The organism is Kitasatospora misakiensis, assembly GCF_042656005.1.
Classification (GTDB): Bacteria; Actinomycetota; Actinomycetes; order Streptomycetales; family Streptomycetaceae; genus Kitasatospora; species Kitasatospora misakiensis.
On sequence record NZ_JBHSOF010000048.1, the window covers coordinates 26,904 to 46,648 of the forward strand.

At 73.5% G+C, this 19,745-nt stretch carries 18 protein-coding genes; 16 read left to right on the top strand and 2 right to left on the bottom strand.

Features of this window, described 5'->3' with window-relative positions:
• The first annotated feature begins 126 nt into the window (after positions 1-126).
• The 8 genes from ACFP3U_RS28810 (at position 127) to mutM (ending at position 6,137) form a co-directional block, all read left to right on the top strand.
• On the top strand, positions 127-660 hold the full coding sequence (locus ACFP3U_RS28810; protein WP_380228640.1) for a hypothetical protein: 534 nt from the start codon (positions 127-129) through the stop codon (positions 658-660).
• A gap of 125 nt (positions 661-785) precedes the next feature.
• On the top strand, positions 786-1,370 hold the full coding sequence (gene rsmD / locus ACFP3U_RS28815; RefSeq protein WP_380228641.1) for a 16S rRNA (guanine(966)-N(2))-methyltransferase RsmD: 585 nt from the start codon (positions 786-788) through the stop codon (positions 1,368-1,370).
• Between the two features lie 51 nt (positions 1,371-1,421).
• Positions 1,422-1,913 carry a pantetheine-phosphate adenylyltransferase gene (gene coaD / locus ACFP3U_RS28820; RefSeq protein ID WP_380228642.1) on the top strand — a complete coding sequence of 164 codons (492 nt, stop codon included), beginning with the start codon at positions 1,422-1,424 and terminating at the stop codon, positions 1,911-1,913.
• A gap of 250 nt (positions 1,914-2,163) precedes the next feature.
• Positions 2,164-3,366 carry a cell division initiation protein gene (locus ACFP3U_RS28825; RefSeq protein WP_380228643.1) on the top strand — a complete coding sequence of 401 codons (1,203 nt, stop codon included), beginning with the start codon at positions 2,164-2,166 and terminating at the stop codon, positions 3,364-3,366.
• 205 nt (positions 3,367-3,571) lie between these two features.
• Entirely contained in the window at positions 3,572-4,216 is a 645-nt protein-coding gene (locus ACFP3U_RS28830; RefSeq protein ID WP_380228644.1) for a YceD family protein, read from the top strand.
• A gap of 2 nt (positions 4,217-4,218) precedes the next feature.
• Positions 4,219-4,392 carry a 50S ribosomal protein L32 gene (rpmF, locus tag ACFP3U_RS28835; protein ID WP_030056747.1) on the top strand — a complete coding sequence of 58 codons (174 nt, stop codon included), beginning with the start codon at positions 4,219-4,221 and terminating at the stop codon, positions 4,390-4,392.
• Positions 4,393-4,412: 20 nt separating this feature from the next.
• Entirely contained in the window at positions 4,413-5,201 is a 789-nt protein-coding gene (rnc, locus tag ACFP3U_RS28840) for a ribonuclease III (RefSeq protein WP_380228645.1), read from the top strand.
• Between the two features lie 57 nt (positions 5,202-5,258).
• Entirely contained in the window at positions 5,259-6,137 is an 879-nt protein-coding gene (gene mutM, locus ACFP3U_RS28845) for a bifunctional DNA-formamidopyrimidine glycosylase/DNA-(apurinic or apyrimidinic site) lyase (RefSeq protein ID WP_380228646.1), read from the top strand.
• Between the two features lie 19 nt (positions 6,138-6,156).
• Here mutM and ACFP3U_RS28850 read toward each other — a convergent pair whose 3' ends face one another.
• Positions 6,157-7,083: a DMT family protein gene (locus ACFP3U_RS28850; RefSeq protein WP_380228647.1), complete on the bottom strand. Its 927-nt coding sequence runs from the start codon at positions 7,081-7,083 to the stop codon at positions 6,157-6,159.
• A 329-nt stretch (positions 7,084-7,412) separates the two neighbouring features.
• On the opposite strand from ACFP3U_RS28850, the gene ACFP3U_RS28855 reads away from it, so the two are divergent.
• The 5 genes from ACFP3U_RS28855 (at position 7,413) to ftsY (ending at position 14,864) form a co-directional block, all read left to right on the top strand.
• Positions 7,413-8,777 carry a hypothetical protein gene (locus ACFP3U_RS28855; RefSeq protein WP_380228648.1) on the top strand — a complete coding sequence of 455 codons (1,365 nt, stop codon included), beginning with the start codon at positions 7,413-7,415 and terminating at the stop codon, positions 8,775-8,777.
• Between the two features lie 98 nt (positions 8,778-8,875).
• Positions 8,876-9,175 (top strand): acylphosphatase, encoded by a 300-nt coding sequence (locus ACFP3U_RS28860; RefSeq protein ID WP_380228649.1) that lies wholly within the window; start codon positions 8,876-8,878, stop codon positions 9,173-9,175.
• A 413-nt stretch (positions 9,176-9,588) separates the two neighbouring features.
• The gene (locus ACFP3U_RS28865; protein WP_380228650.1) at positions 9,589-9,792 is read left to right on the top strand and encodes a hypothetical protein; all 204 of its coding nucleotides are present in this window, start codon (positions 9,589-9,591) and stop codon (positions 9,790-9,792) included.
• A gap of 204 nt (positions 9,793-9,996) precedes the next feature.
• Complete coding sequence (gene smc, locus ACFP3U_RS28870) at positions 9,997-13,563, top strand: chromosome segregation protein SMC (protein WP_380228651.1); 3,567 nt, start codon at positions 9,997-9,999, stop codon at positions 13,561-13,563.
• Between the two features lie 98 nt (positions 13,564-13,661).
• Positions 13,662-14,864, top strand: a complete 1,203-nt coding sequence (gene ftsY, locus ACFP3U_RS28875) for a signal recognition particle-docking protein FtsY (RefSeq protein ID WP_380228652.1) — start codon at positions 13,662-13,664, stop codon at positions 14,862-14,864.
• A gap of 89 nt (positions 14,865-14,953) precedes the next feature.
• Here ftsY and ACFP3U_RS28880 read toward each other — a convergent pair whose 3' ends face one another.
• Positions 14,954-15,628 carry a bifunctional DNA primase/polymerase gene (locus ACFP3U_RS28880; RefSeq protein ID WP_380228653.1) on the bottom strand — a complete coding sequence of 225 codons (675 nt, stop codon included), beginning with the start codon at positions 15,626-15,628 and terminating at the stop codon, positions 14,954-14,956.
• A 577-nt stretch (positions 15,629-16,205) separates the two neighbouring features.
• Here ACFP3U_RS28880 and nsdA point away from each other — a divergent pair.
• The 3 genes from nsdA (at position 16,206) to ACFP3U_RS28895 (ending at position 19,681) form a co-directional block, all read left to right on the top strand.
• Positions 16,206-17,660 (top strand): transcriptional repressor NsdA, encoded by a 1,455-nt coding sequence (gene nsdA / locus ACFP3U_RS28885; protein ID WP_380228654.1) that lies wholly within the window; start codon positions 16,206-16,208, stop codon positions 17,658-17,660.
• Positions 17,661-17,999: 339 nt separating this feature from the next.
• Positions 18,000-19,346, top strand: a complete 1,347-nt coding sequence (locus ACFP3U_RS28890) for an ammonium transporter (RefSeq protein ID WP_380228655.1) — start codon at positions 18,000-18,002, stop codon at positions 19,344-19,346.
• Positions 19,343-19,681: a P-II family nitrogen regulator gene (locus ACFP3U_RS28895; protein WP_380228656.1), complete on the top strand. Its 339-nt coding sequence runs from the start codon at positions 19,343-19,345 to the stop codon at positions 19,679-19,681. Before ACFP3U_RS28890 ends, ACFP3U_RS28895 begins: the two co-directional genes overlap by 4 nt.
• Positions 19,682-19,745 lie beyond the last annotated feature (64 nt).

The following is a 19,745-nucleotide window of genomic DNA, read 5'->3' on the forward strand; positions in this document are numbered from 1 at the left end:
CGGCCCGCCCGCGCCCGCCGACCGGATCCTCGGCCGGGCCCGATTGTCAGACCCTCGGGAGAGAATGAAGGTGTTCAGGACGCACCCCCAAGGTGCGTTCCTGGCGCGACACTTGGGGGTTTTGCCATGGCATTCCGTCATCTCAACGAGCTCCCGCTGGGCGACAAGGTCTTCCGGATCGAACTCGCCAGCGACGACGACCGCGAGGTCACCCTCACCCTCGCCGGCTGGCGCGAGGGGGCGGCCGCCACCCCGCTCGCCTCCGGCAAGCTGCGGCTGCCGGTCGAGGACGTCGCCTCGCTGCGGATCGCGCTCAACCGCGCCCTCCGGGCCCTGGCGATCGTCGCCGACGTCTCCGAGCCCATCCCCGACCGCGACGTGCTGCGCGAGCTCTACCCCGGCCACGGCGCCCCCTGGGTGCCGCAGCACGAGGAGGAGCTGGTCCGGCGCTTCCACGAGACCGAGACCGTCGCCCGGATCGCCGCCCGCTTCGGCCGTACGCCCGACTCCGTCCGCACCAAGCTGCGCGAGCTCGGCCACGACCCGCGCCGCCCCGAGTACTGCCCGCCCGACGGCTGCCTGTCCTGGTCCCGCTACGCCTCGCCGTCGCTGCTCGGCGCGGCCGTCCCGGCCCAGTCGGCGGGCTCCGAGGCGAGCTGACCCGACCCGGGGGGAATCGAGGGGGAATCGAAGGGGCGTCCCGCGCGGGGCGCCCCTTCGGCGTGAGCGGAGGGCGGTGATCGGGATAGCGTGGTCGGGCAGCGACGAAAGGACCCTCCACCACCATGACCCGCGTGATCGCCGGGGCGGCCGGCGGCCGCCGGCTGGCCGTACCGCCCGGCCGGGGCACCCGACCGACCTCCGACAAGGCCCGCGAGGCGATGTTCTCCACCCTGGAGGCGCTGCGCGGCACCCTGCACGGCGCCCGGATGCTGGACCTGTTCGGCGGATCGGGCGCGGTCGGGCTTGAGGCGCTCTCGCGCGGGGCCGAGCACGTGCTGCTGGTCGAGGCGGACGCCCAGGCGGCCCGGGTGATCCGGGAGAACGTCCGGACGGTCGCCCTGCCGGGCGCGCTGGTGCAGGCCGCCAGGGCCGAGAAGGTCATCGCCGGGCCCGCCCCGGAGGCGCCCTACGACCTGGTGTTCCTCGACCCGCCGTACGTCGTGACCGACGACGAGGTCCGCGAGATGCTGCTCACACTGTCGGCCGGGGGCTGGCTCGCGGAGGACGCGCTGGTCACCGTGGAGCGCAGCACCCGCGGCGGCGAGTTCGGCTGGCCGGAGGGTTTCGAGGTGCTGCGGTCCCGTCGCTACGGCGAGGGCACGCTCTGGTACGGTCGCGCCGCCGACGAGACCCGCCACCACCCCTAGCGGGCCCGGGCCCGCAGCATTCCCGTCACCCCACGAGGGAGCACACACGCCATGCGCCGCGCCGTCTGCCCCGGGTCCTTCGACCCGATCACCAACGGTCACCTCGACATCATCGAGCGGGCCTCGAAGCTGTACGACGTGGTGCACGTCGCGGTCGCGATCAACCGGAACAAGCAGGGCATGTTCACCATCGAGGAGCGGATCGCCCTCATCGAGGAGACCACCGCCCAGTACGGGAACATCGTGGTCGAGTCGCACCTCGGCCTGCTGGTGGACTTCTGCCGGGAGCGGGACATCCCGGCGATCGTCAAGGGACTGCGCGCCGTCAGCGACTTCGACTACGAGCTGCAGATGGCCCAGATGAACCACGGCCTGACCGGGGTCGAGACGCTCTTCCTGCCGACCTCGCCGACGTACAGCTTCCTCTCCTCGACCCTGGTGAAGGAGGTCGCCTCCTACGGCGGCGACGTCTCCCACCTGCTGCCGGAGACGGTGCACCGCCGGCTGGTCGAGCGGATCGCCGAGCGGCGGGCCCAGCAGTAGGTCCGGGCGGTCCGGCCGACGGTGACCGGCGGAGGTTGACCGGCGGAGGTTGACCGGCCGAGAGTGACCGGCCGTCCGATTCTGCCGGTTCGTCACGGTATGCCCGGCAGGTGGCGGGGCGGCCCCGTCCGGGCGTTGTGACCACGCCCGGCGGTGGCCGTACAGTCTGTATTCCTGCCCTGCGGTGACGTCCACCGCGCCGGGCGCTGCCTCCGCCGGACCTCGGCGGCACACGGAAAGACGAATCCCCGTGGACGTGCAGAACAAGGTCGACGAGATCGTGGCGGCCGTCGAGAACGCCCGCTCGATGCCCATGTCGGCCTCCTGCGTGGTGAACCGTGCCGAGCTGATCGCTCTGCTCCAGGACCTCCGGGCGGCCCTGCCGACCGAGCTGGCCCAGGCCCAGTCGGTGATGGCCGACCACGAGTCGATGGTCGCCGGCGCCCAGGCCGAGGCCGACCGGATCATCCAGGGCGCGCACGCCGAACGCGGTTCGCTGATCTCCGACACCGAGGTGGTCCGGCGCGCCCAGGCCGAGGCGGACCGGATCCTCGCCGAGGCCCGCGCCGAGGTCGACACCAAGCGCGCCGAGGCCGACGACTACGTGGACAGCAAGCTGGCCAACTTCGAGGTCGTGCTCACCAAGACGCTCGGCGCGGTCGGCCGCGGCCGCACCAAGCTGCGCGGCGACGCGAGCGTCTTCGAGACCGAGTACGAGGGCGAGACCGACGGCGAGGAGTTCCAGCCGCAGCGGATCAGCCCGAGCCCCGAGGTCGACGAGTACGTCGATGTGAAGCTCGCCACCCTGGAGAACGTGCTCGGCGCGACCCTGGAGGCGGTCGGCAAGGGCCGCGACAAGCTGCTCGGCAAGCGGTCGATCGACGAGCTCGGCGCCTACCTGGCCGCCGCCGACGAGGCGCAGCACGCCAAGGAGCGCGCCGAGGCGGTCGCGGCCGGCTTCGCCGCGGACGCGGACGGCAGCGAACTGGCCTGGTACCGCGAGGAGGTGCCGCAGCAGCAGACCTGGCCGGAGCAGACCCCGGCCGCGGCCGGCTGGCAGGCGCCGGGAGCGGACCAGTACGCGGTCGCGCAGCAGGGCGGCGCCCAGTACGCCGAGGTGTACGGCGGCGGCTTCGACCCGGCCGGCGGCCAGAACGCGGACCCCTACGGCGGGCAGTGGGGCCAGCCCGGGCCGGAGGCCGGGGGCGGCTACCCGCAGCAGCACCAGGGCTACCCCGAGGGCCAGCAGGCCGGCTACGGCTACCCGCCCCAGCAGCAGGGCTACGACCAGCAGCAGCAGCAGTACGGCGGGGGCGGCTACGACTACCCGCAGCAGCCGGCCCACCCGCCGGCGCCGGTGCCGCAGCAGAACCAGGCCGGACTGGACGAGACCAGCTTCTTCGACACCAGCATGATCGACATGACCAGGCTGCGGGAGCTCGGCGGCCGCTAGAGCCTGCCCGGCCGCCGGCGGAGCGCCCGCTCCCCGGCGACCGGGAGCACGGTCGGGAGTGCGGCCGGGAGCGAAGTTGGGCCTGGCGGGAGACTCGGGTAGTCTGACCACTCCGGCCTCTCCGTGTCGGGCTGTCGGTCTGCCCGCGCATCGCCCGACGAGCAGCGCCGCGCATCAGAAGATCCCCCCAGGAAGTCAGGACACCTTGAACCGCCTCGACCACCGCGACCCCCTCGTGTTCGACACGCACGAGCTGGGCCGTCGTCCGGGTGCGCTGCGCAAGGTGTCCCGCACCCTGGAGGCCCCCGAGGGCCTCGGGATCATCGATGTGATCGGCGTTCCGGAGAAGAGCGAGCTCACGCTGGAACTCCGCCTGGAGTCCGTGGTCGAGGGCGTGCTGGTCACCGGCGTCGCCGAGACCCTGGTCGAGGGCGAGTGCGTCCGGTGCCTGGAGCCCGTCGAGTTCGACCTCGACGTGGACTTCCAGGAGCTGTACTACTACCCGGAGTCCGACGAGCGCCACCGCGCCCGGACCGCCGGGACCGAGGACCTCGACGAGGACTCGGAAGAAGAGACTTACCGCCTGGAGGGCGATTTCTTCGACCTCCAGCCGGTGCTGCGTGACGCGGTGGTGCTCGCACTGCCGCTGCAGCCGGTGTGCCAGGAAGACTGCCTGGGTCTGTGCTCCGAGTGCGGGGCGCGCCTGAGCGACGACCCGGCGCACCACCACGATGCCGCCGACCCCCGGTGGGCGGCTCTGCAGGGACTCTCCGCCGCCCCCGGCGACGAGGGTGACGGAACCGAGAACAGCGACACCCGTGAGGGTCTCGCCGAGAACCAGGAGAAGTAGCCGTGGCTGTTCCGAAGCGGAAGATGTCGCGCAGCAACACGCGCCACCGCCGTTCCAACTGGAAGGCCGTTGTCCCGGCCCTCGTGGCGTGCGACCGCTGCCACGAGCCGAAGCTGGGCCACATCGCGTGCCCGAGCTGCGGCACGTACAACCGCCGCCAGGTCCTCTCGGTCTGATCGGCGGGGTGCACGGATCGATGTCGGACGGTAACTCCTCCCGCAAGGCGACCACCGCCCCGAAGGCTCCTTCGGGCGGCGGAAAGGCCGGCGGGCCGGCTTCGACCGAATACGACGTCCTGGAAGGGCGCCTCGGGTACACGCTCGAGCGCGCCCTTCTGGTACGTGCCCTGACCCACCGCTCGTACGCGTACGAGAACGGTGGCCTGCCCACCAACGAGCGCCTGGAGTTCCTCGGCGACTCGGTGCTGGGCCTGGTGGTGACCGACACCCTCTACCGCGTCCACCCGGACGTCCCGGAGGGCACGCTCGCCAAGCTGCGCGCCGCGGTGGTCAACTCGCGCGCGCTCGCGGACGTCGGCCGGGGCCTGGAGCTCGGGACGTTCATCCGGCTCGGCAAGGGCGAGGAGGGCACCGGCGGCCGCGACAAGTCGTCGATCCTCGCCGACACCGTCGAGGCCGTGATCGGCGCTGTCTACCTGGACCAGGGTCTGGACGCGGCCACCGAGTTCGTCCACCGCCTGTTCGACCCGCTGATCGAGGAATCCTCTCAGCTGGGCGCCGGCCTGGACTGGAAGACCAGCCTCCAGGAGCTCACCGCCTCGGTGGGCATCGGAGTGCCGGAGTACGTGGTCGAGGAGTCCGGTCCGGACCACGAGAAGACCTTCACCGCCGCGGCCCGGGTGGCCGGCGAGGACTTCGGCAGCGGCGTCGGCCGCTCGAAGAAGGAAGCCGAGCAGAAGGCCGCCGAGAGCGCCTGGCGGGCGATCAAGGAGAAGTACGCCGACCGCCTGCCGAGCGGCGCCTGAGCACGCAGTAGCCTTCCTCCTGCAGAGCCGAGTCCGTTCCGCAGGAGGCGTGTTCCCGTGCCCGAACTTCCCGAGGTCGAGGTCGTCCGCCGCGGTCTGGCGAACTGGGTCGCCGGGCGGACCGTCGCCGGCGTGGACGTGCTCCACCCGCGCGCGGTGCGTCGGCAGCCGGCCGGCGCGGCGGACTTCGCGGCCCGGCTCACCGGCACCACGCTCGGCGCAGCTCAGCGCCGCGGCAAGTACCTCTGGGTGCCGCTGGCCGGCCCGGGCGAGGGATTCTCGCTGATCGGCCACCTGGGCATGAGCGGCCAGCTGCTCGTCCAGGACCCGACGGTGCCCGACGAGACGCATCTGCGGGTGCGGCTGCGGTTCACCGACGGCGGGCGCGAGCTGCGCTTCGTCGACCAGCGGACCTTCGGCGGGCTGGCGGTCGAGGAGGCCGAGGACGGCGACCCCGAGGGCACCCCGGTCTCCATCGCGCACATCGCCCGCGACCCGCTCGACCCCCGGTTCGACGACGCCGTCTTCGTCGCGGCGCTGCGGGCCCGGCGCACCACGGTCAAGCGCGCGCTGCTGGACCAGACGCTGATCAGCGGGGTCGGCAACATCTACGCCGACGAGGCGCTGTGGCGCTCCCGGCTGCACTACGACCGCCCGACCGCGACGCTGACCCGGCCGCAGGTGGCGCTGCTGCTGGCGAACGCCCGGGCCGTGATGTCGGCGGCGCTGGCCGTCGGCGGCACCAGCTTCGACAGCCTGTACGTCAACGTGAACGGCGAGAGCGGCTACTTCTCCCGGGACCTCGACGCCTACGGCCGGGAGAACGAGCCCTGCCGGCGCTGCGGCACCGCGATCCGGCGGGCCGCCTGGATGAACCGGTCCAGCTACTTCTGCCCCCGCTGCCAGCGCGTACCGCGGCCGCGCAACGGGGGCTGACCCGCCCGCCCGGGCGGGCTCAGTGCTTGGCGAGCTCGGGCTTGGTCGGCTCCTCGGCGTCGGGCAGGCCGCCGTGGGTGTCCTGGCCGAAGTAGGCGACGCCGACCGCCGAGACCACCGCGAGCAGGAAGCCGGCCACCCCGAGCCAGCCCAGCCCGGCCTTGGAGGAGTCGCCGAGCCAGAGCACCCCGACCGCGCCGGGCAGCACCGTCTCACCGACCACCAGGGCGGCGGTGGCGCCGTTCACCGAACCGATCTGCAGGGCCACGGTGTGCACGTACATGCCGCCGATGCCGCCGACCAGGATCGCGTACAGCGCCGGGTCGGAGAGCAGGCTGCCGAGGTCGAAGGGCTCGACGCCGTTGAGGATGCGCACGCCGACGCCGAGCGCGCCGAAGCCGAGGCCGGAGAGCAGACCGGCGACGATCGCGCCGTTGGCGCCCATCCGGCGCACCAGCAGGCTGCCGCCCACCAGCAGCACGGTGGTGATCCCCAGCAGCCACCAGTGGAAGGGCATCGCGGCGTGGTGGCCGCCCTCCGGGCCTGCGGAGACCGCGAGCAGCACGAGCGCCGAGCAGAGCACGCCGATCGAGGCCCACTCCAACTGCTTGAGCCGGATGCCGAGCAGCTTGATCGACAGCACCGCGGTGATCACCAGGTTGGCGCTGATGATGGTCTGGGAGAGGAACAGCGGCAGCAGCCGGGCGGCCAGCGCGCCGAGCCCGAAGCCGATGAAGTCCAGCACCGTGCCGAGGATGAACTCCCAGGTCACGGCGGCCTTGGCGGTGGAGGAGAGGCTCGGCCCGCCGTGCTCGGTGGTGCCGGTGGAGGCGCCGCCCTTGGCGGCCTCCTCGCGGGCGGAGCGCCGGGATCCGACGGCCTGCAGGACCGAACCGGTGCCGTAGCAGGCGGAGGCCGCCACAGCGGTGACGAGGCCGATGATCACGCGGTGCTCCGATCAGGAGGGGTGGGGCGGGATGGTCAAGAGGGCGGGATGGTCAAGAGATGGTCATGGGGCGGCGGTACGGCCACCACTATGCCTGGTCGCGGGGTACGGTCGGGACGCCCCGTGGAGCCGTCCGGGCCCGCCGGGACACGCCGGGAGCGACGACCGGGCCGCCGACCGGGTTCCCGACCGGGTGCGCTTCGGGGGCGGCCGGCCGAAAGATCATCCCGGAGAAGGGGTCCCACCCCGGCGGACGGTGGGGGTCCCCGCGCGGACCGTACCCGATCGGTATGCCGTGACCGGGGGTCGGTGGAGGTAGCGTCGATGGCATGAGAACCCTTGCTCGACGAGGTTCCCGAGGCGCCGGGCCGCTGGCCCTCGTGGCGGCGCTGCTCGGGCTGCTGCTCCTGCTGGCGCCGACGGCCTCGGCGGCGGGCGGCCTCGACGAGGCCGCCGCCACGCTCAAGCAGGGCCGGGTGTACGTCGACCCGGCCATGGCGGGCCGGTTCGGCCAGGCCCAGGCCGACGCGCTGACCGAGAAGATCCGCGAGGCCGACAAGCCGATCTTCGTGGCGGTGGTCCCGGCGGCCGACCCGTACGGCGCCCGGACCGTCTTCGACGACCTGCGCACCAAGGTCGGGATCACCGGCACCTACGCGATCTGGCGCGGTGACCAGTTCCAGGCCCGCTCGGACAAGGCCGCGCTGCCCACCGCGAGCGCCGAGCGGATCGCCGGCGCGGCCTTCCGCGCGCACTCCGGCGACATCGACGCCACCCTGAACGACTTCGTCGACACCGCCGCCCCGCAGATCAAGGGGCACGGCGTGAACAGCGAGGCGGGCGGCGTCTCGATCGCCGCGGTGGTCGTCCCGCTGGCCCTGCTGGCGCTGGCCGGCGCCGGGGTGTTCCTGCTGTTCCGCCGCTCCAAGCGGCGCAAGGAGGAGCAGCGCCGGGCCGAGCTGGCCCAGGTGCGCCGGGTGGTGGACGAGGACATCACCGCCTACGGCGAGGAGCTGGACCGGCTCGACTTCGTCCCGTCCGCGCCGGACGCCGACGACACGCAGCGCGGTGACTACACCCACGCCCTGGACTCGTACGAGAAGGCCAAGCGCCTGATGGACGAGGCCAAGGGGCCGGCGGACGTGAAGCCGGTCACCGAGGCGCTGGAGGACGGCCGGTTCGCGCTGGCCACCCTGGAGGCGCGGCGGGAGCGGCGCCCGGTGCCGGAGCGGCGTCCGCCGTGCTTCTTCGACCCGCGGCACGGCCCGTCCGTGCGGGACGCCGACTGGGCCCCGGCGGGCGGCGCCGCCCGCTCCGTCCCGGTCTGCCCGGCCGACGCGGACCGGCTGGCGGCCGGGCAGGACCCGGACATCCGGACGGTGCCGACCGAGCACGGCCCGCAGCCGTACTGGAACGCCGGCCCGGCGTACGGCCCGTGGGCCGGCGGCTACTTCGGCGGCTTCGGCGGCGGCGGTCTGCTGCCGGGGCTGCTGGTCGGCACCATGCTCGGCTCGATGATGGCCACCCCCGCGTACGCGTACGGCCCGGGTGACGCCGGCGCCGGCTACGAGGGCGGGGACCAGTCCGGCGCCGACTACGACTCCTCCGACTTCGGTGGCGGCTTCGACGGCGGCGGCGACTTCGGCGGGGGTGGGGACTTCGGTGGCGGCGGGGACTTCGGCGGGGGCTTCTGACCCCGGCACCCGGCCGGGCTCCCCGGCCCCGGGTGGACGGTGGCGGGCCCCGCCGCCCCGTGACGCGGGTGCCCGCCCCGGCGGATAGGGTCGGGGGCATGCACGGTCGCGACGCCCACAGCGAGGAGCCGGTCCGGGTCACCGCCTGGGTGCGCGGCAAGGTCCAGCAGGTCGGCTTCCGCTGGTGGACCAGGGCGCGGGCGCTGGAGATCGGCCTGACCGGCTACGCGAGCAACCTCGGCGACGGCCGGGTGCAGGTGGTGGCCGAGGGGCTCGCCCCGGAGTGCGAGCAACTGCTCGCGCTGCTCAGGGGCGCGGACACGCCCGGCCGGGTCAGCGGAGTGACCGAGATCTGGACCGCCGTCGGCCCTGGTTACGAGGGGTTCGAGATCCGCTGAACACCCCTGCGGCCCGGGCGCCGCGCGGATCGATCGAAAACGAATGGCAACCGGCGGTGTCGTACGGTTGCCATCCGGGCAGACTCGTGGTTGACTCCGCATCGAACGATGATCCACGAGCCTGTGGTGGACCTTCCTCCTCGGCCGCCGGGCGTGACGACACCGCCAGGCAGGTGACAGGGGCGCGGTAGCGTGCGGTGATCGTGTTGACCCGTACCGTCTTTGGTGAGACGCTGGAAGCCCGCGCACACGATCGCGTCATTCCGGTAGGTGCATGCCCTCGTGAGCCCAGCTCACGGTGGCTGTGCCGTAGTGCCCAGCCAGCACTGCCGGTGCGCGCCGCGCGTGCGTCCCCCTTCCCCCTAGACCTGTACCGTTCCGGTTCGGTCACTCAGCGTGGAGGACCATTCATCATGGCAAAGGCGCTTCTCGGGTACGTCGGCGGCCCCGACCCGCGAATGCTCTCCGAGATGCGACGGCTGCAACAGCGCGTCCAGGATCTCGAAGCCGAACTCATCAAGATGCAGGCTGAGAACGACGCGCTCTCCGCTGTCGCCAACGAGCACTCGCTGCTCAGCAGCATCGATCTGGATCAGCGGGAGCCGGCTCTCACCTGAGTCCCGCCCGATCTCCCGGTCGACGCCGCTGTGCACTGAGCCGCCCCGAAAGGGACGCAGCTTGCAAGGGACGCCCCGCGTGGCGTCCCTTCGTCGTGTCCGGCGGCGCGTCGTGTCCGGCGGCGATCGCCGCAGGTGCGGGCGGATACAGTCGCTCGCAGGGCCCCGGCCAGGGCCCGGCGGGCGACGTGAGGAGACCGGCGCGTGCACCTGAAGAGTCTGACGCTGCGCGGGTTCAAGTCCTTCGCCTCCGCGACCACCCTGCGGTTCGAGCCCGGCATCACCTGCGTGGTCGGACCCAACGGCTCCGGGAAGTCCAACGTCGTCGACGCGCTCTCCTGGGTGATGGGCGAGCAGGGCGCCAAGTCGCTGCGCGGCGGCAAGATGGAGGACGTCATCTTCGCCGGCACCAGCGGGCGCGCCCCGCTCGGCCGTGCCGAGGTCAGCCTCACCATCGACAACACCGACGGCGCCCTGCCGATCGAGTACGCCGAGGTGACCATCACCCGGACGATGTTCCGCAACGGCGGCAGCGAGTACGCGCTCAACGGCGACACCTGCCGCCTCCTCGACATCCAGGAACTGCTCTCCGACTCCGGCATCGGCCGCGAGATGCACGTGATCGTCGGCCAGGGCCGGCTCGACTCCGTCCTGCAGGCCGACCCGATGGGCCGGCGCGCCTTCATCGAGGAGGCGGCCGGCGTCCTCAAGCACCGCAAGCGCAAGGAGAAGGCGCTGCGGAAGCTCGACGCGATGCAGGTCAACCTCAACCGCGTCCAGGACCTGGTGGCCGAACTCCGCCGCCAGCTCGGCCCGCTCGGCCGACAGGCCCGGATCGCCCGCCGGGCCGCCGGCATCCAGGCCGACCTGCGCGACGCCCGGCTGCGACTGCTCGCCGACGACCTGCTCGGCCTGCGCCGGGCCGTCGAGGCCGAGATCGCCGACGAACTGGCCCTGCGGCTGCGCCGCTCCACCGTCGAGCAGGAGCTCGGCCGGGCGATCGGGCGGGAGGCCGTACTGGAGGCGCAGGTCCAGCAGCTCGGCCCCGGCCTGGAGACGGCCCGGCAGACCTGGTACCGGCTCTCGGCGCTCGCCGAGCGCACCCGCGGCACCCTCGGACTGGCCGAGGCGAGGGCCCGGCACGCGGCCGCCGGCGGGCAGGCCGAGGAGCGGCGCGGCCGGGACCCGGAGGAGTTGGAGCGCGAGGCCGAACGGGTCCGGGAGGAGGAGGCCGCGCTGACCGAGGCCCTGAAGCAGGCCCAGGAGGCGCTCGACGAGGCGGTCGACGCGAAGGCGGAGCTGGAACGCGCCCTCGCCGCCGAGGAGCGCCGGCTCAAGGACGCCGCCCGGGCCATCGCCGACCGCCGCGAGGGGCTGGCCAGGCTCCAGGGGCAGGCCGCCGCCGCCCGCTCCAAGGCCGCCGCCGCCGAGGCCGAGATCGGCCGGCTCGCCGAGGCCCGGGACGAGGCCCTGCTGCGCGCCGGGGCCGCCCGGGAGGAGTACGAGGAGCTGAAGGCCCGGGTCGACGCCGAGGCCGAGGACGGCGAACGCGCCGACGGCGCGCACGAGGGCGCCCGGGAACGGCTCGCCGCCGTCGAGCAGGAGCTGGCCGCCGCCCGCGAGACGGCCGCCGCCGCCGAGCGCGAGCGGGCCGCGCTGACCGCCCGGCGCGACGCGCTCGCGCTCGGCCTGCGCCGCAAGGACGGCAGCGGCGCGCTGCTCGCCGCCGGAGACCGGCTGACCGGGCTGCTCGGCCCGGCCGCCGCGCTGCTGCGGATCACCCCCGGCCATGAGAGCGCCGTCGCCGCCGCGCTCGGTGCCGCCGCCGACGCGGTGGCCGTCGACTCGCCCGGCGCCGCCGCCGAGGCCTTGCGGCTGCTGCGCAAGGAGGACGCCGGCCGGGCCGCCCTGCTGATCGCCGACGCCCCCGAACCCGGGGCTGCGGCGGGGGAGTTGCCGCCGGGCGCCCGCTGGGCCGCCGAACTGGTGGACGGGCCGCCCGCGTTGCTGCCCGCCGTCGGCCGGCTGCTGGCCGGGATCGCGGTGGTGGACACCCTCGACCTGGCCGTCCGGCTGGTCGCCGCGCACCCCGCGCTGAGCGCCGTCACCGCCGAGGGCGACCGGCTCGGCGCCGCCTTCGCGCACGGCGGCTCCGGCGCCGCGCCCAGCCTGCTGGAGACCCGGGCGGCCGTGGACGAGGCCGCCCGGACGATCGCCGAACTCGACGTCCAGTGCGCCGAATCGGCCGAACGGCTGGCCGAACTCACCGAGCGGCGCCGCGAGTCGGCCGCCTCGGTGGAGCAACTCGCCACCCGGCGGCGGCAACTGGAACGCGCACGGGCCGAGGTGGCGGGCACCCTCGGGCGGCTCGGCGGACAGTCCAGGGCCGCCGCCGGCGAGGCCGAACGGCTGGCCGCCGCCGCCGACCGCGCCGAGGACGGCCTCGCCCAACTGCTCGCCACCGCCGAGGAGCTGGCCGAGCGGCTGGCGGTCGCCGAGGAGACGGCCGCCGACGGCGAGGACGAGCCGGACACCGCCGAGCAGCAGCGGCTGGCCGCCGCCGCCACCGCGGCCCGGCAGACCGAGCTGGAGTCCCGGCTCGCGGTGCGCACCCACGAGGAGCGGGTCCGCGCCCTGGCCGGGCGGGCCGACCGGCTGGACCGGGCCGCCCGCGCCGAGCGCGAGGCGCGCGCCCGGGCCGCCGAGCGCCGCCGGCGTGCCGAGCACGACGCCGCGGTGGCCGTGGCGGTCGCCGCAGGCGCCCGGCAGCTGCTCGCCTGCCTGGAGGTGTCGCTGGCCCGCGCGGACGCCGAACGCGCCGCGTTCGAGGAGACCAGGGCCGCCCGCGAGGCCGAGCTCAAGGAGCACCGCGGGCACGGGCGCGAGCTCAAGGACGAGCTGGACAAGCTGGTCGACGCCGGGCACCGCGACGAGGTGCTGCGGGCGGAGAAGCGGCTGCGGATCGAACAGCTGGAGGGCCGCGCGCTGGAGGAGTTCGGCATCGCCGGCGGCGAGCTGCTGGACTCCTACGGGCCGGACCGGCTCGTCCCGCCGTCCACGCCCGAGGAGGGGCGGGAGCCGGACGAGCCGCGCCCGTACGTCCGGGCCGAGCAGGAGAAGCGGCTGCGCGCGGCCGAGAAGGCGTACCAGCAGCTGGGCAAGGTCAACCCGCTGGCGCTGGAGGAGTTCGCGGCGCTGGAGGAGCGCCACCGGTTCCTCGGCGAGCAGCTGGACGACCTCAAGCGCGGCCGCCGCGACCTGCTCGACATCGTCAAGGACGTCGACCAGCGGGTCGAGCAGCTGTTCACCGCCGCGTACCACGACACGGCCGCGCAGTTCGAGGGCGTGTTCTCCCGGCTCTTCCCCGGCGGCGAGGGCCGGCTGGTGCTCACCGACCCGGACTCCATGCTCACCACCGGCGTCGAGGTGGAGGCCCGCCCGCCCGGCAAGAAGGTCAAGCGGCTCTCCCTGCTCTCCGGCGGCGAGCGCTCGCTCACCGCGGTGGCGCTGCTGGTCTCGATCTTCAAGGCCCGGCCCAGCCCGTTCTACGTGATGGACGAGGTCGAGGCGGCGCTGGACGAGACCAACCTGCGCCGGCTGATCGGGATCATGGAGGAGCTGCGGGAGAGTTCCCAGCTCATCGTGATCACCCACCAGAAGCTGACCATGGAGTCCGCCGACGCGCTGTACGGGGTGACCATGAAGGGCGACGGCATCTCCCAGGTGATCAGCCAGCGGCTGCGGGACGACCGGAGGGAACGCCGCTCCTGATCCACTTCGGATCCACGGCCGATCCGTTCCTGATCCGTTTCCGATCCGCTTCGCCGCCTGCGGTCCGCGCGGACCGGTGTCGCGGATACTGGGGGGATATGGAATACGTGATCCTTGCCGTAGTCATCGCGGTGGTCGCCGTCGGAGCGATCGCCGGACTCGTCGTTTCCGGCAGACGACGCCAGCAGCTGCCCCCGAAGTCGCAGGCGCCCGTCATCACGGCGCCCCCGACCCCGCGCGAGCCCGCCGTCGGCGAGGAGGCCGCGCCGCCCACCGAGGAACCGCGCCGCACCGTCGAGGAGGTGGAGCTCCCGGCCGCCCCCGAGGAGGAGGCCGAGGCGCCCGCCGAGCCGGCGGCCCCCGCTGTCGAGGTCCCCGAGCCCACCGCCGGCCGGCTGGTCCGGCTGCGCTCGCGGCTCTCCCGCTCCCAGAACACGCTGGGCAAGGGCCTGCTCTCGCTGCTCTCCCGCGAGCACCTCGACGAGGACACCTGGGAGGAGATCGAGGAGACCCTGCTGACCGCCGACGTCGGCGTGGCTCCCACCCAGGAGCTGGTCGAGCGGCTGCGCACCCGGGTGAAGGTGCTCGGCACCCGCACCCCGGACGAGCTGCGCGGCCTGCTGCGCGAGGAGCTGGTGGAGCTGATCGGCAAGGACGCCGACCGCACCGTCCACTCCACCAAGCACGAGGAGGGCCCCGCGGTCGTCCTGGTGGTCGGCGTCAACGGCGTCGGCAAGACCACCACCACCGGCAAGCTGGCCCGGGTGCTGGTCGCCGACGGCCGGACGGTGGTGCTCGGCGCGGCCGACACCTTCCGCGCCGCCGCCGCCGACCAGCTGCAGACCTGGGGCGAGCGGGTCGGCGCGCGCACCGTGCGCGGCCGCGAGGGCGGCGACCCGGCCTCGATCGCCTTCGACGCGGTCAAGGAGGGCATCGCCGAGGGCGTGGACACCGTACTGGTGGACACCGCCGGGCGACTGCACACCAAGACCGGCCTGATGGACGAGCTGGGCAAGGTCAAGCGGGTCGTCGAGAAGCACGGCCCGGTGGACGAGGTGCTGCTGGTGCTGGACGCCACCACCGGTCAGAACGGGCTGGTCCAGGCCCGGGTCTTCGCCGAGGTGGTCGACATCACCGGCATCGTGCTGACCAAGCTGGACGGCACCGCCAAGGGCGGCATCGTGGTGGCGGTCCAGCGGGAGCTGGGCGTGCCGGTCAAGCTGATCGGCCTGGGCGAGGGCGCCGACGATCTGGCGCCGTTCGAGCCGGGCGCGTTCGTGGACGCGCTGATCGGGGACTGAGGACCGCCGGTCCACCGAGGAAGGGTCCGCTCCCGCGAGGGGCGGGCCCTTCGGCGTACGCCCGGCGGTCCGGTGCCGGAGAGAGGTGCTCAGGCGATCCAGGCGGGTTCGGGGGTGCGCTCGCGGCCGCGGTGGCAGGCGTAGGCGAGGGTGCCCAGCAGCAGGCGGGCCTCGGGCGGGCAGCCCGCGTTGTCCCGGGTGGGTCGGCGCAGCCAGCGGACCGCGCCGAGGCCGGCCAGCACGGTGGGAGGCGCGGCGACGAAGCTGCCCTCGCCGTGACAGGTGAGGTCGAGCGCGGCGTCGTCCCAGCCCATCCGGTAGAGCAGGTCCGGCAGCCGGCGCGCGGTGCCGGCCGCGACCAGGAACTGCAGCCGCCCGGTGGGCGCGGCGAGCACCGGGCCGACCTGGGTGCCCATCCGCTCCAGCCGGACCAGCGCCTGCAGGCCGGCCTGCTCGGGGACGTCCAGGACGTCGAAGGCGCGGCCGGTGGGGAACAGCACGGAGACGTCCGCGCCGGGGCGGGCGGCCGGCCCGGCGCCGGGGACGGGGTGCAGGCCGGGCGCGGCGCAGCGCGGAGTGCCGCAGTGGCAGCGTTCCGGGGCGGTGGCGGCGGCGCGGGCCGGCTCGCCGACGACGACGGCCCAGCCCCACCGGCCGGTGTACTCCGCGGCCGCCTGGCTCGCGGTGACGCGGGTGCGGCGGCGCGCGCCCAGCGGTGCCAGCCGCAGGTGGCCCAGTCGAAGTTCGCCGAACAGGTTGTCCATGCCTCCCCCAACAGGTTCTGGTTGCCGATGGTTACGGGATGGTGACTTTGTGTTGATTGTCCGTTGCGTGGTGCGTTGTGCGGTGGCGGCGCGCAGCGCCCGGTGTGCGCCAGTTGCGGGGATGTGCCTCGGGCGCCGCCTTGTGGGGGCGGTGCGGATGCCGGATCGTCGTGTGCGCGGGTCGGCCGTCGATCGGTGCGGGCGGCGAAATCGCCTGTGGCGGCGGCGATTCGCCCGAAGGGCCGGGAGCCGGTGGGGACTTGGCGACCCGCATATGCCGGGCCGTCGGGACCTCCTTAGTGAACCGTCTGCCAACCCTGTTCGGTTCACTCCTGGGGGTGGCGAAAGGTGGCGTTTCGCCAGGGCCGCTCCCCGGGGCGTGGCCGGGGCGTTACGTTCAGCACACGGACCTCGTCGGCGAGTCCGCTCCGGGCCCTGGGGAGCCGGGAGTTGGGGAACTGACGGTTCGTCTGCGACGGCGGCGCCGAAGTTCGGTCGGCACCGCCGGCAAGAGCCCGCGACCGTCGGGCGTCACGATCGGGGGCCCCGCGGGGCCGGGCGGGATGGGGACGGACCCATGGCAGAGAAGCAACCCAACGAGAAGCTGACCACGTGGTTCGCCCGCAGCGGCTGGTCCAAGGGGGAGTTGGCCCGCCAGGTCAACCGCCGGGCCCGCCAGATCGGCGCCCACCACGTCTCCACCGACACCTCGCGGGTGCGCCGCTGGCTGGACGGCGAGCAGCCCCGCGAGCCGATTCCGAAGATCATGTCCGAGCTGTTCTCCGAGCGGTTCGGCTCGGTGGTCTCCATCGAGGACCTCGGCCTGCGCGCCGCCGTGCCGGTCTCCACCGTCGGCGGCGGCGTCGACCTGCCGTGGAGCGGCCCGCAGACCGTCCAGCTGATCAGCGACTACTCCCGCAGCGACCTCATGCTCAACCGGCGCGGCTTCCTGGGCACCTCGCTCGCCCTGACCGCCGGCGCCGCGCTGATCGAGCCGATGCAGCGCTGGCTCGCCCCGGGCCCGAACGGCACCCCCACCCCGATCCTGGCCGCCGCCAACGGCGGCGAGCCGTTCACCGGCCGGCTCTCCGAGCCCGAGCTGGAACTGTTGGAGCAGACCACCGTCATGTTCCGCCAGTGGGACGCGCAGAACGGTGGCGGGCTGCGCCGCAAGGCCGTGGTCGGCCAACTCCACGAGGTCACCGACCTGCTCCAGGAGACCTACCCGGAACAGACCACCAGGCGGCTGTTCCGGCTCACCGCCGAGCTGGCCCACCTGGCCGGCTGGATGTCCTACGACGTCGGCATGCACCCCAGCGCGCAGAAGTACTACGTGCTGGCGCTGCACGCCGCCAAGGAGGCCGGCGACCGCCCGTTCGGCGCCCTGATCCTCACCGACATGAGCCGGCAGATGATCCACCTCAACCGGGGCGAGGACGCGCTGGAGCTGATCCACCTCGCCCAGTACGGCAGCCGCGACACCGCCACCCCGCGCCAGCAGTCCCTGCTGTACGCGATGGAGGCGCGCGCGTACGCCACGATCGGCGAGGTGAACCGGTGCGCCCGGGCGATCCGGCTGGCCGAGGACACCTTCACCGACATCCGCGAGGGCGACGGCGACCCGGACTGGCTGAAGTTCTTCTCGCCGGCCGAGCTGAACGCCGAGAACGCCCACTCCTTCCGCGACCTCGCCTACCACTCCGACAACGCCGCGCTGTACGCCTCGATGTCGGCGCCGGTGATGGAGCGGGCCGTCGACCTGTTCCGCCAGGACGGCGACCACGTCCGCTCGTACGCCTTCAACCTGGTCGGCATGGCCAGCGTGCACCTGCTGCAGAACGAGCCGGAGCAGGCGGCGGTCTTCGCCGAGCAGGCGGTGGACATCGCGACCAAGGTCCGCTCCGAGCGGCTCAACTCGCGGGTGCGCAAGACCACCGAGGCGGCCTCGGACCGCTACCGGGGGGTGGACGCGGTCAGCCGGCTCAAGGAGCGGGTGGTTCAGGACATCCCGGAGTACGTCTCGGTGGTCTGAGCCGCCGCCGCGCCCCGTCCCCGTTCGCCGACCGTGCCGACCACCGACGGCGCGGTCGGTGCCCGTACCGGCGCCCGTTCGATACCGTTCTGTGCCCTTCCGTTCCGTGCCGTCGCGGGCACACCCCGTGTGTGGCGGAGGTACGGTAACCCGTCCCGGCCTGTGACATGGCCGTGGTTCACGTGGGTGTAACCCTGTCGTCGCCCCTGTCACGGCGGCGAAACAACCGGCCGCATCGGCCGAAATCAGTCTTCGGCACGCTCCTCCTCATCGCCGACGCCCCGGGTACACGGGACAGGAACCCGGGTGCGGATCGGCTCCAGTCAGGAGGAGACGCCGATGCCGGACGGCTTCAGCGCGGGTGACACCGCCTTCGTACTCATCTGTGCGGCCCTGGTCATGGTGATGACCCCGGGCCTCGCGTTCTTCTACGGGGGGATGGTCAGGGTCAAGAGCACGCTCAACATGCTGGCGATGAGCTTCCTCGCGCTGGGCATCGTCAGCGTGCTGTGGGTCCTCTACGGGTACTCGCTCAGCTTCGGGCCCGACGCGGGCGCCGGCCTGATCGGCAACCTGGACTTCATCGGGATGAAGGGGATCGGCCTCAACGACCTCGCCGGGACGATCCCGGTGACGGCGTTCTCCGCCTTCCAGTTGATGTTCGCCATCATCACCCCCGCGCTGATCAGCGGGGCGATCGCGGACCGCGCGAAGTTCACGGCCTGGGGCCTGTTCATCGCGCTCTGGGTGACCGTGGTCTACTTCCCGGTCGCGCACTGGGTGTTCTTCTTCGACGGCGGCAAGGGCGGCTGGCTCGGCGACCGCAACGGCGTGATCGACTTCGCCGGCGGGACGGCCGTCCACATCAACGCCGGTGTCGCGGGCCTGGCGCTCTGCCTGGTGCTCGGGAAGCGGATCGGCTTCCGCAAGGACCCGATGCGCCCGCACTCGCTGCCGCTGGTGATGCTCGGCTCCGGTCTGCTGTGGTTCGGCTGGTTCGGCTTCAACGCCGGCTCGGCGCTGGCCGCCAACGGCGTCGCGGCGATGGCCCTGATCAACACCCAGGTCGCCACCGGCGCAGCGCTGGTCGGCTGGCTGATCTACGAGAAGCTGCGGCACGGCGCGTTCACCACCCTGGGCGCCGCCTCCGGCGCGGTCGCGGGCCTGGTGGCCATCACCCCGGCCTGTGGTTCGGTCTCCCCGATCGGCGCGGTGGCCATCGGCCTCATCGCCGGAGCGGCCTGCGCGGCGGCGATCAGCCTCAAGTACCGCTTCGGCTTCGACGACTCGCTCGACGTGGTCGGGGTGCACGCGGTCGGCGGCGCCATCGGCTCGCTGCTGGTCGGCCTGTTCGCCACCGGGACGGTCGGCCAGACCGCCAAGGGCCTCTTCTACGGCGGCGGCTTCGGACAGCTGGGCAAGCAGGCGATGGGCGTGGCGGTGGTCGCCGTCTACTCCTTCGTGCTCTCCTGGCTGCTGGCCAAGGCGATCGACAAGACGATCGGGTTCCGGGTCTCGGAGGACGTCGAGGTGGCCGGTATCGACCAGGCCGAGCACGCCGAGTCCGCGTACGACTTCAGCGCGCTGGGCGGAGGCCTGGGCCGGTCCTCCGCCCCGGTGGCCGCCGCCACCGCCGCGAAGAGCACCGAGAACAGCACCGAGAAGACCGAGGTGGACGCCCGATGAAGCTCATCACCGCCGTCATCAAGCCCTACCGCCTGGACGAGGTGAAGGCCGCCCTGCAGGCCTTCGGCGTACACGGCCTGACCGTCTCCGAGGCCAGCGGCTACGGCCGGCAGCGCGGGCACACCGAGGTCTACCGGGGCGCGGAGTACACCGTGGACCTGGTGCCCAAGGTCAGAGTCGAGGTCCTGGTCGAGGACGAGGACGCCGAGCAGCTGATCGACGTGCTGGTCAACGCGGCCCGGACCGGGAAGATCGGCGACGGCAAGGTCTGGTCGATCCCGGTCGACACCGCCGTCCGGGTCCGCACCGGGGAACGCGGCCCCGACGCCCTCTAGCTCCGGGGAGAGCCGCCCGGTCACCCGGGCGCCCCGGCCGGACCACCCGGCAGGAGCGTTCGGC

Coding starts and splice junctions, on each gene's coding strand:
- rnc (WP_380228645.1), top strand. CDS start 4,413: ATGTCGGACGGTAACTCCTCCCGCAAGGCGACCACCGCCCCGAAGGCT.
- ACFP3U_RS28860 (WP_380228649.1), top strand. CDS start 8,876: ATGCACGGTCGCGACGCCCACAGCGAGGAGCCGGTCCGGGTCACCGCC.
- ACFP3U_RS28880 (WP_380228653.1), bottom strand. CDS start 15,628: ATGGACAACCTGTTCGGCGAACTTCGACTGGGCCACCTGCGGCTGGCA.
- rsmD (WP_380228641.1), top strand. CDS start 786: ATGACCCGCGTGATCGCCGGGGCGGCCGGCGGCCGCCGGCTGGCCGTA.
- ftsY (WP_380228652.1), top strand. CDS start 13,662: ATGGAATACGTGATCCTTGCCGTAGTCATCGCGGTGGTCGCCGTCGGA.
- ACFP3U_RS28855 (WP_380228648.1), top strand. CDS start 7,413: ATGAGAACCCTTGCTCGACGAGGTTCCCGAGGCGCCGGGCCGCTGGCC.
- ACFP3U_RS28895 (WP_380228656.1), top strand. CDS start 19,343: ATGAAGCTCATCACCGCCGTCATCAAGCCCTACCGCCTGGACGAGGTG.
- ACFP3U_RS28890 (WP_380228655.1), top strand. CDS start 18,000: ATGCCGGACGGCTTCAGCGCGGGTGACACCGCCTTCGTACTCATCTGT.
- ACFP3U_RS28865 (WP_380228650.1), top strand. CDS start 9,589: ATGGCAAAGGCGCTTCTCGGGTACGTCGGCGGCCCCGACCCGCGAATG.
- coaD (WP_380228642.1), top strand. CDS start 1,422: ATGCGCCGCGCCGTCTGCCCCGGGTCCTTCGACCCGATCACCAACGGT.
- ACFP3U_RS28810 (WP_380228640.1), top strand. CDS start 127: ATGGCATTCCGTCATCTCAACGAGCTCCCGCTGGGCGACAAGGTCTTC.
- nsdA (WP_380228654.1), top strand. CDS start 16,206: ATGGCAGAGAAGCAACCCAACGAGAAGCTGACCACGTGGTTCGCCCGC.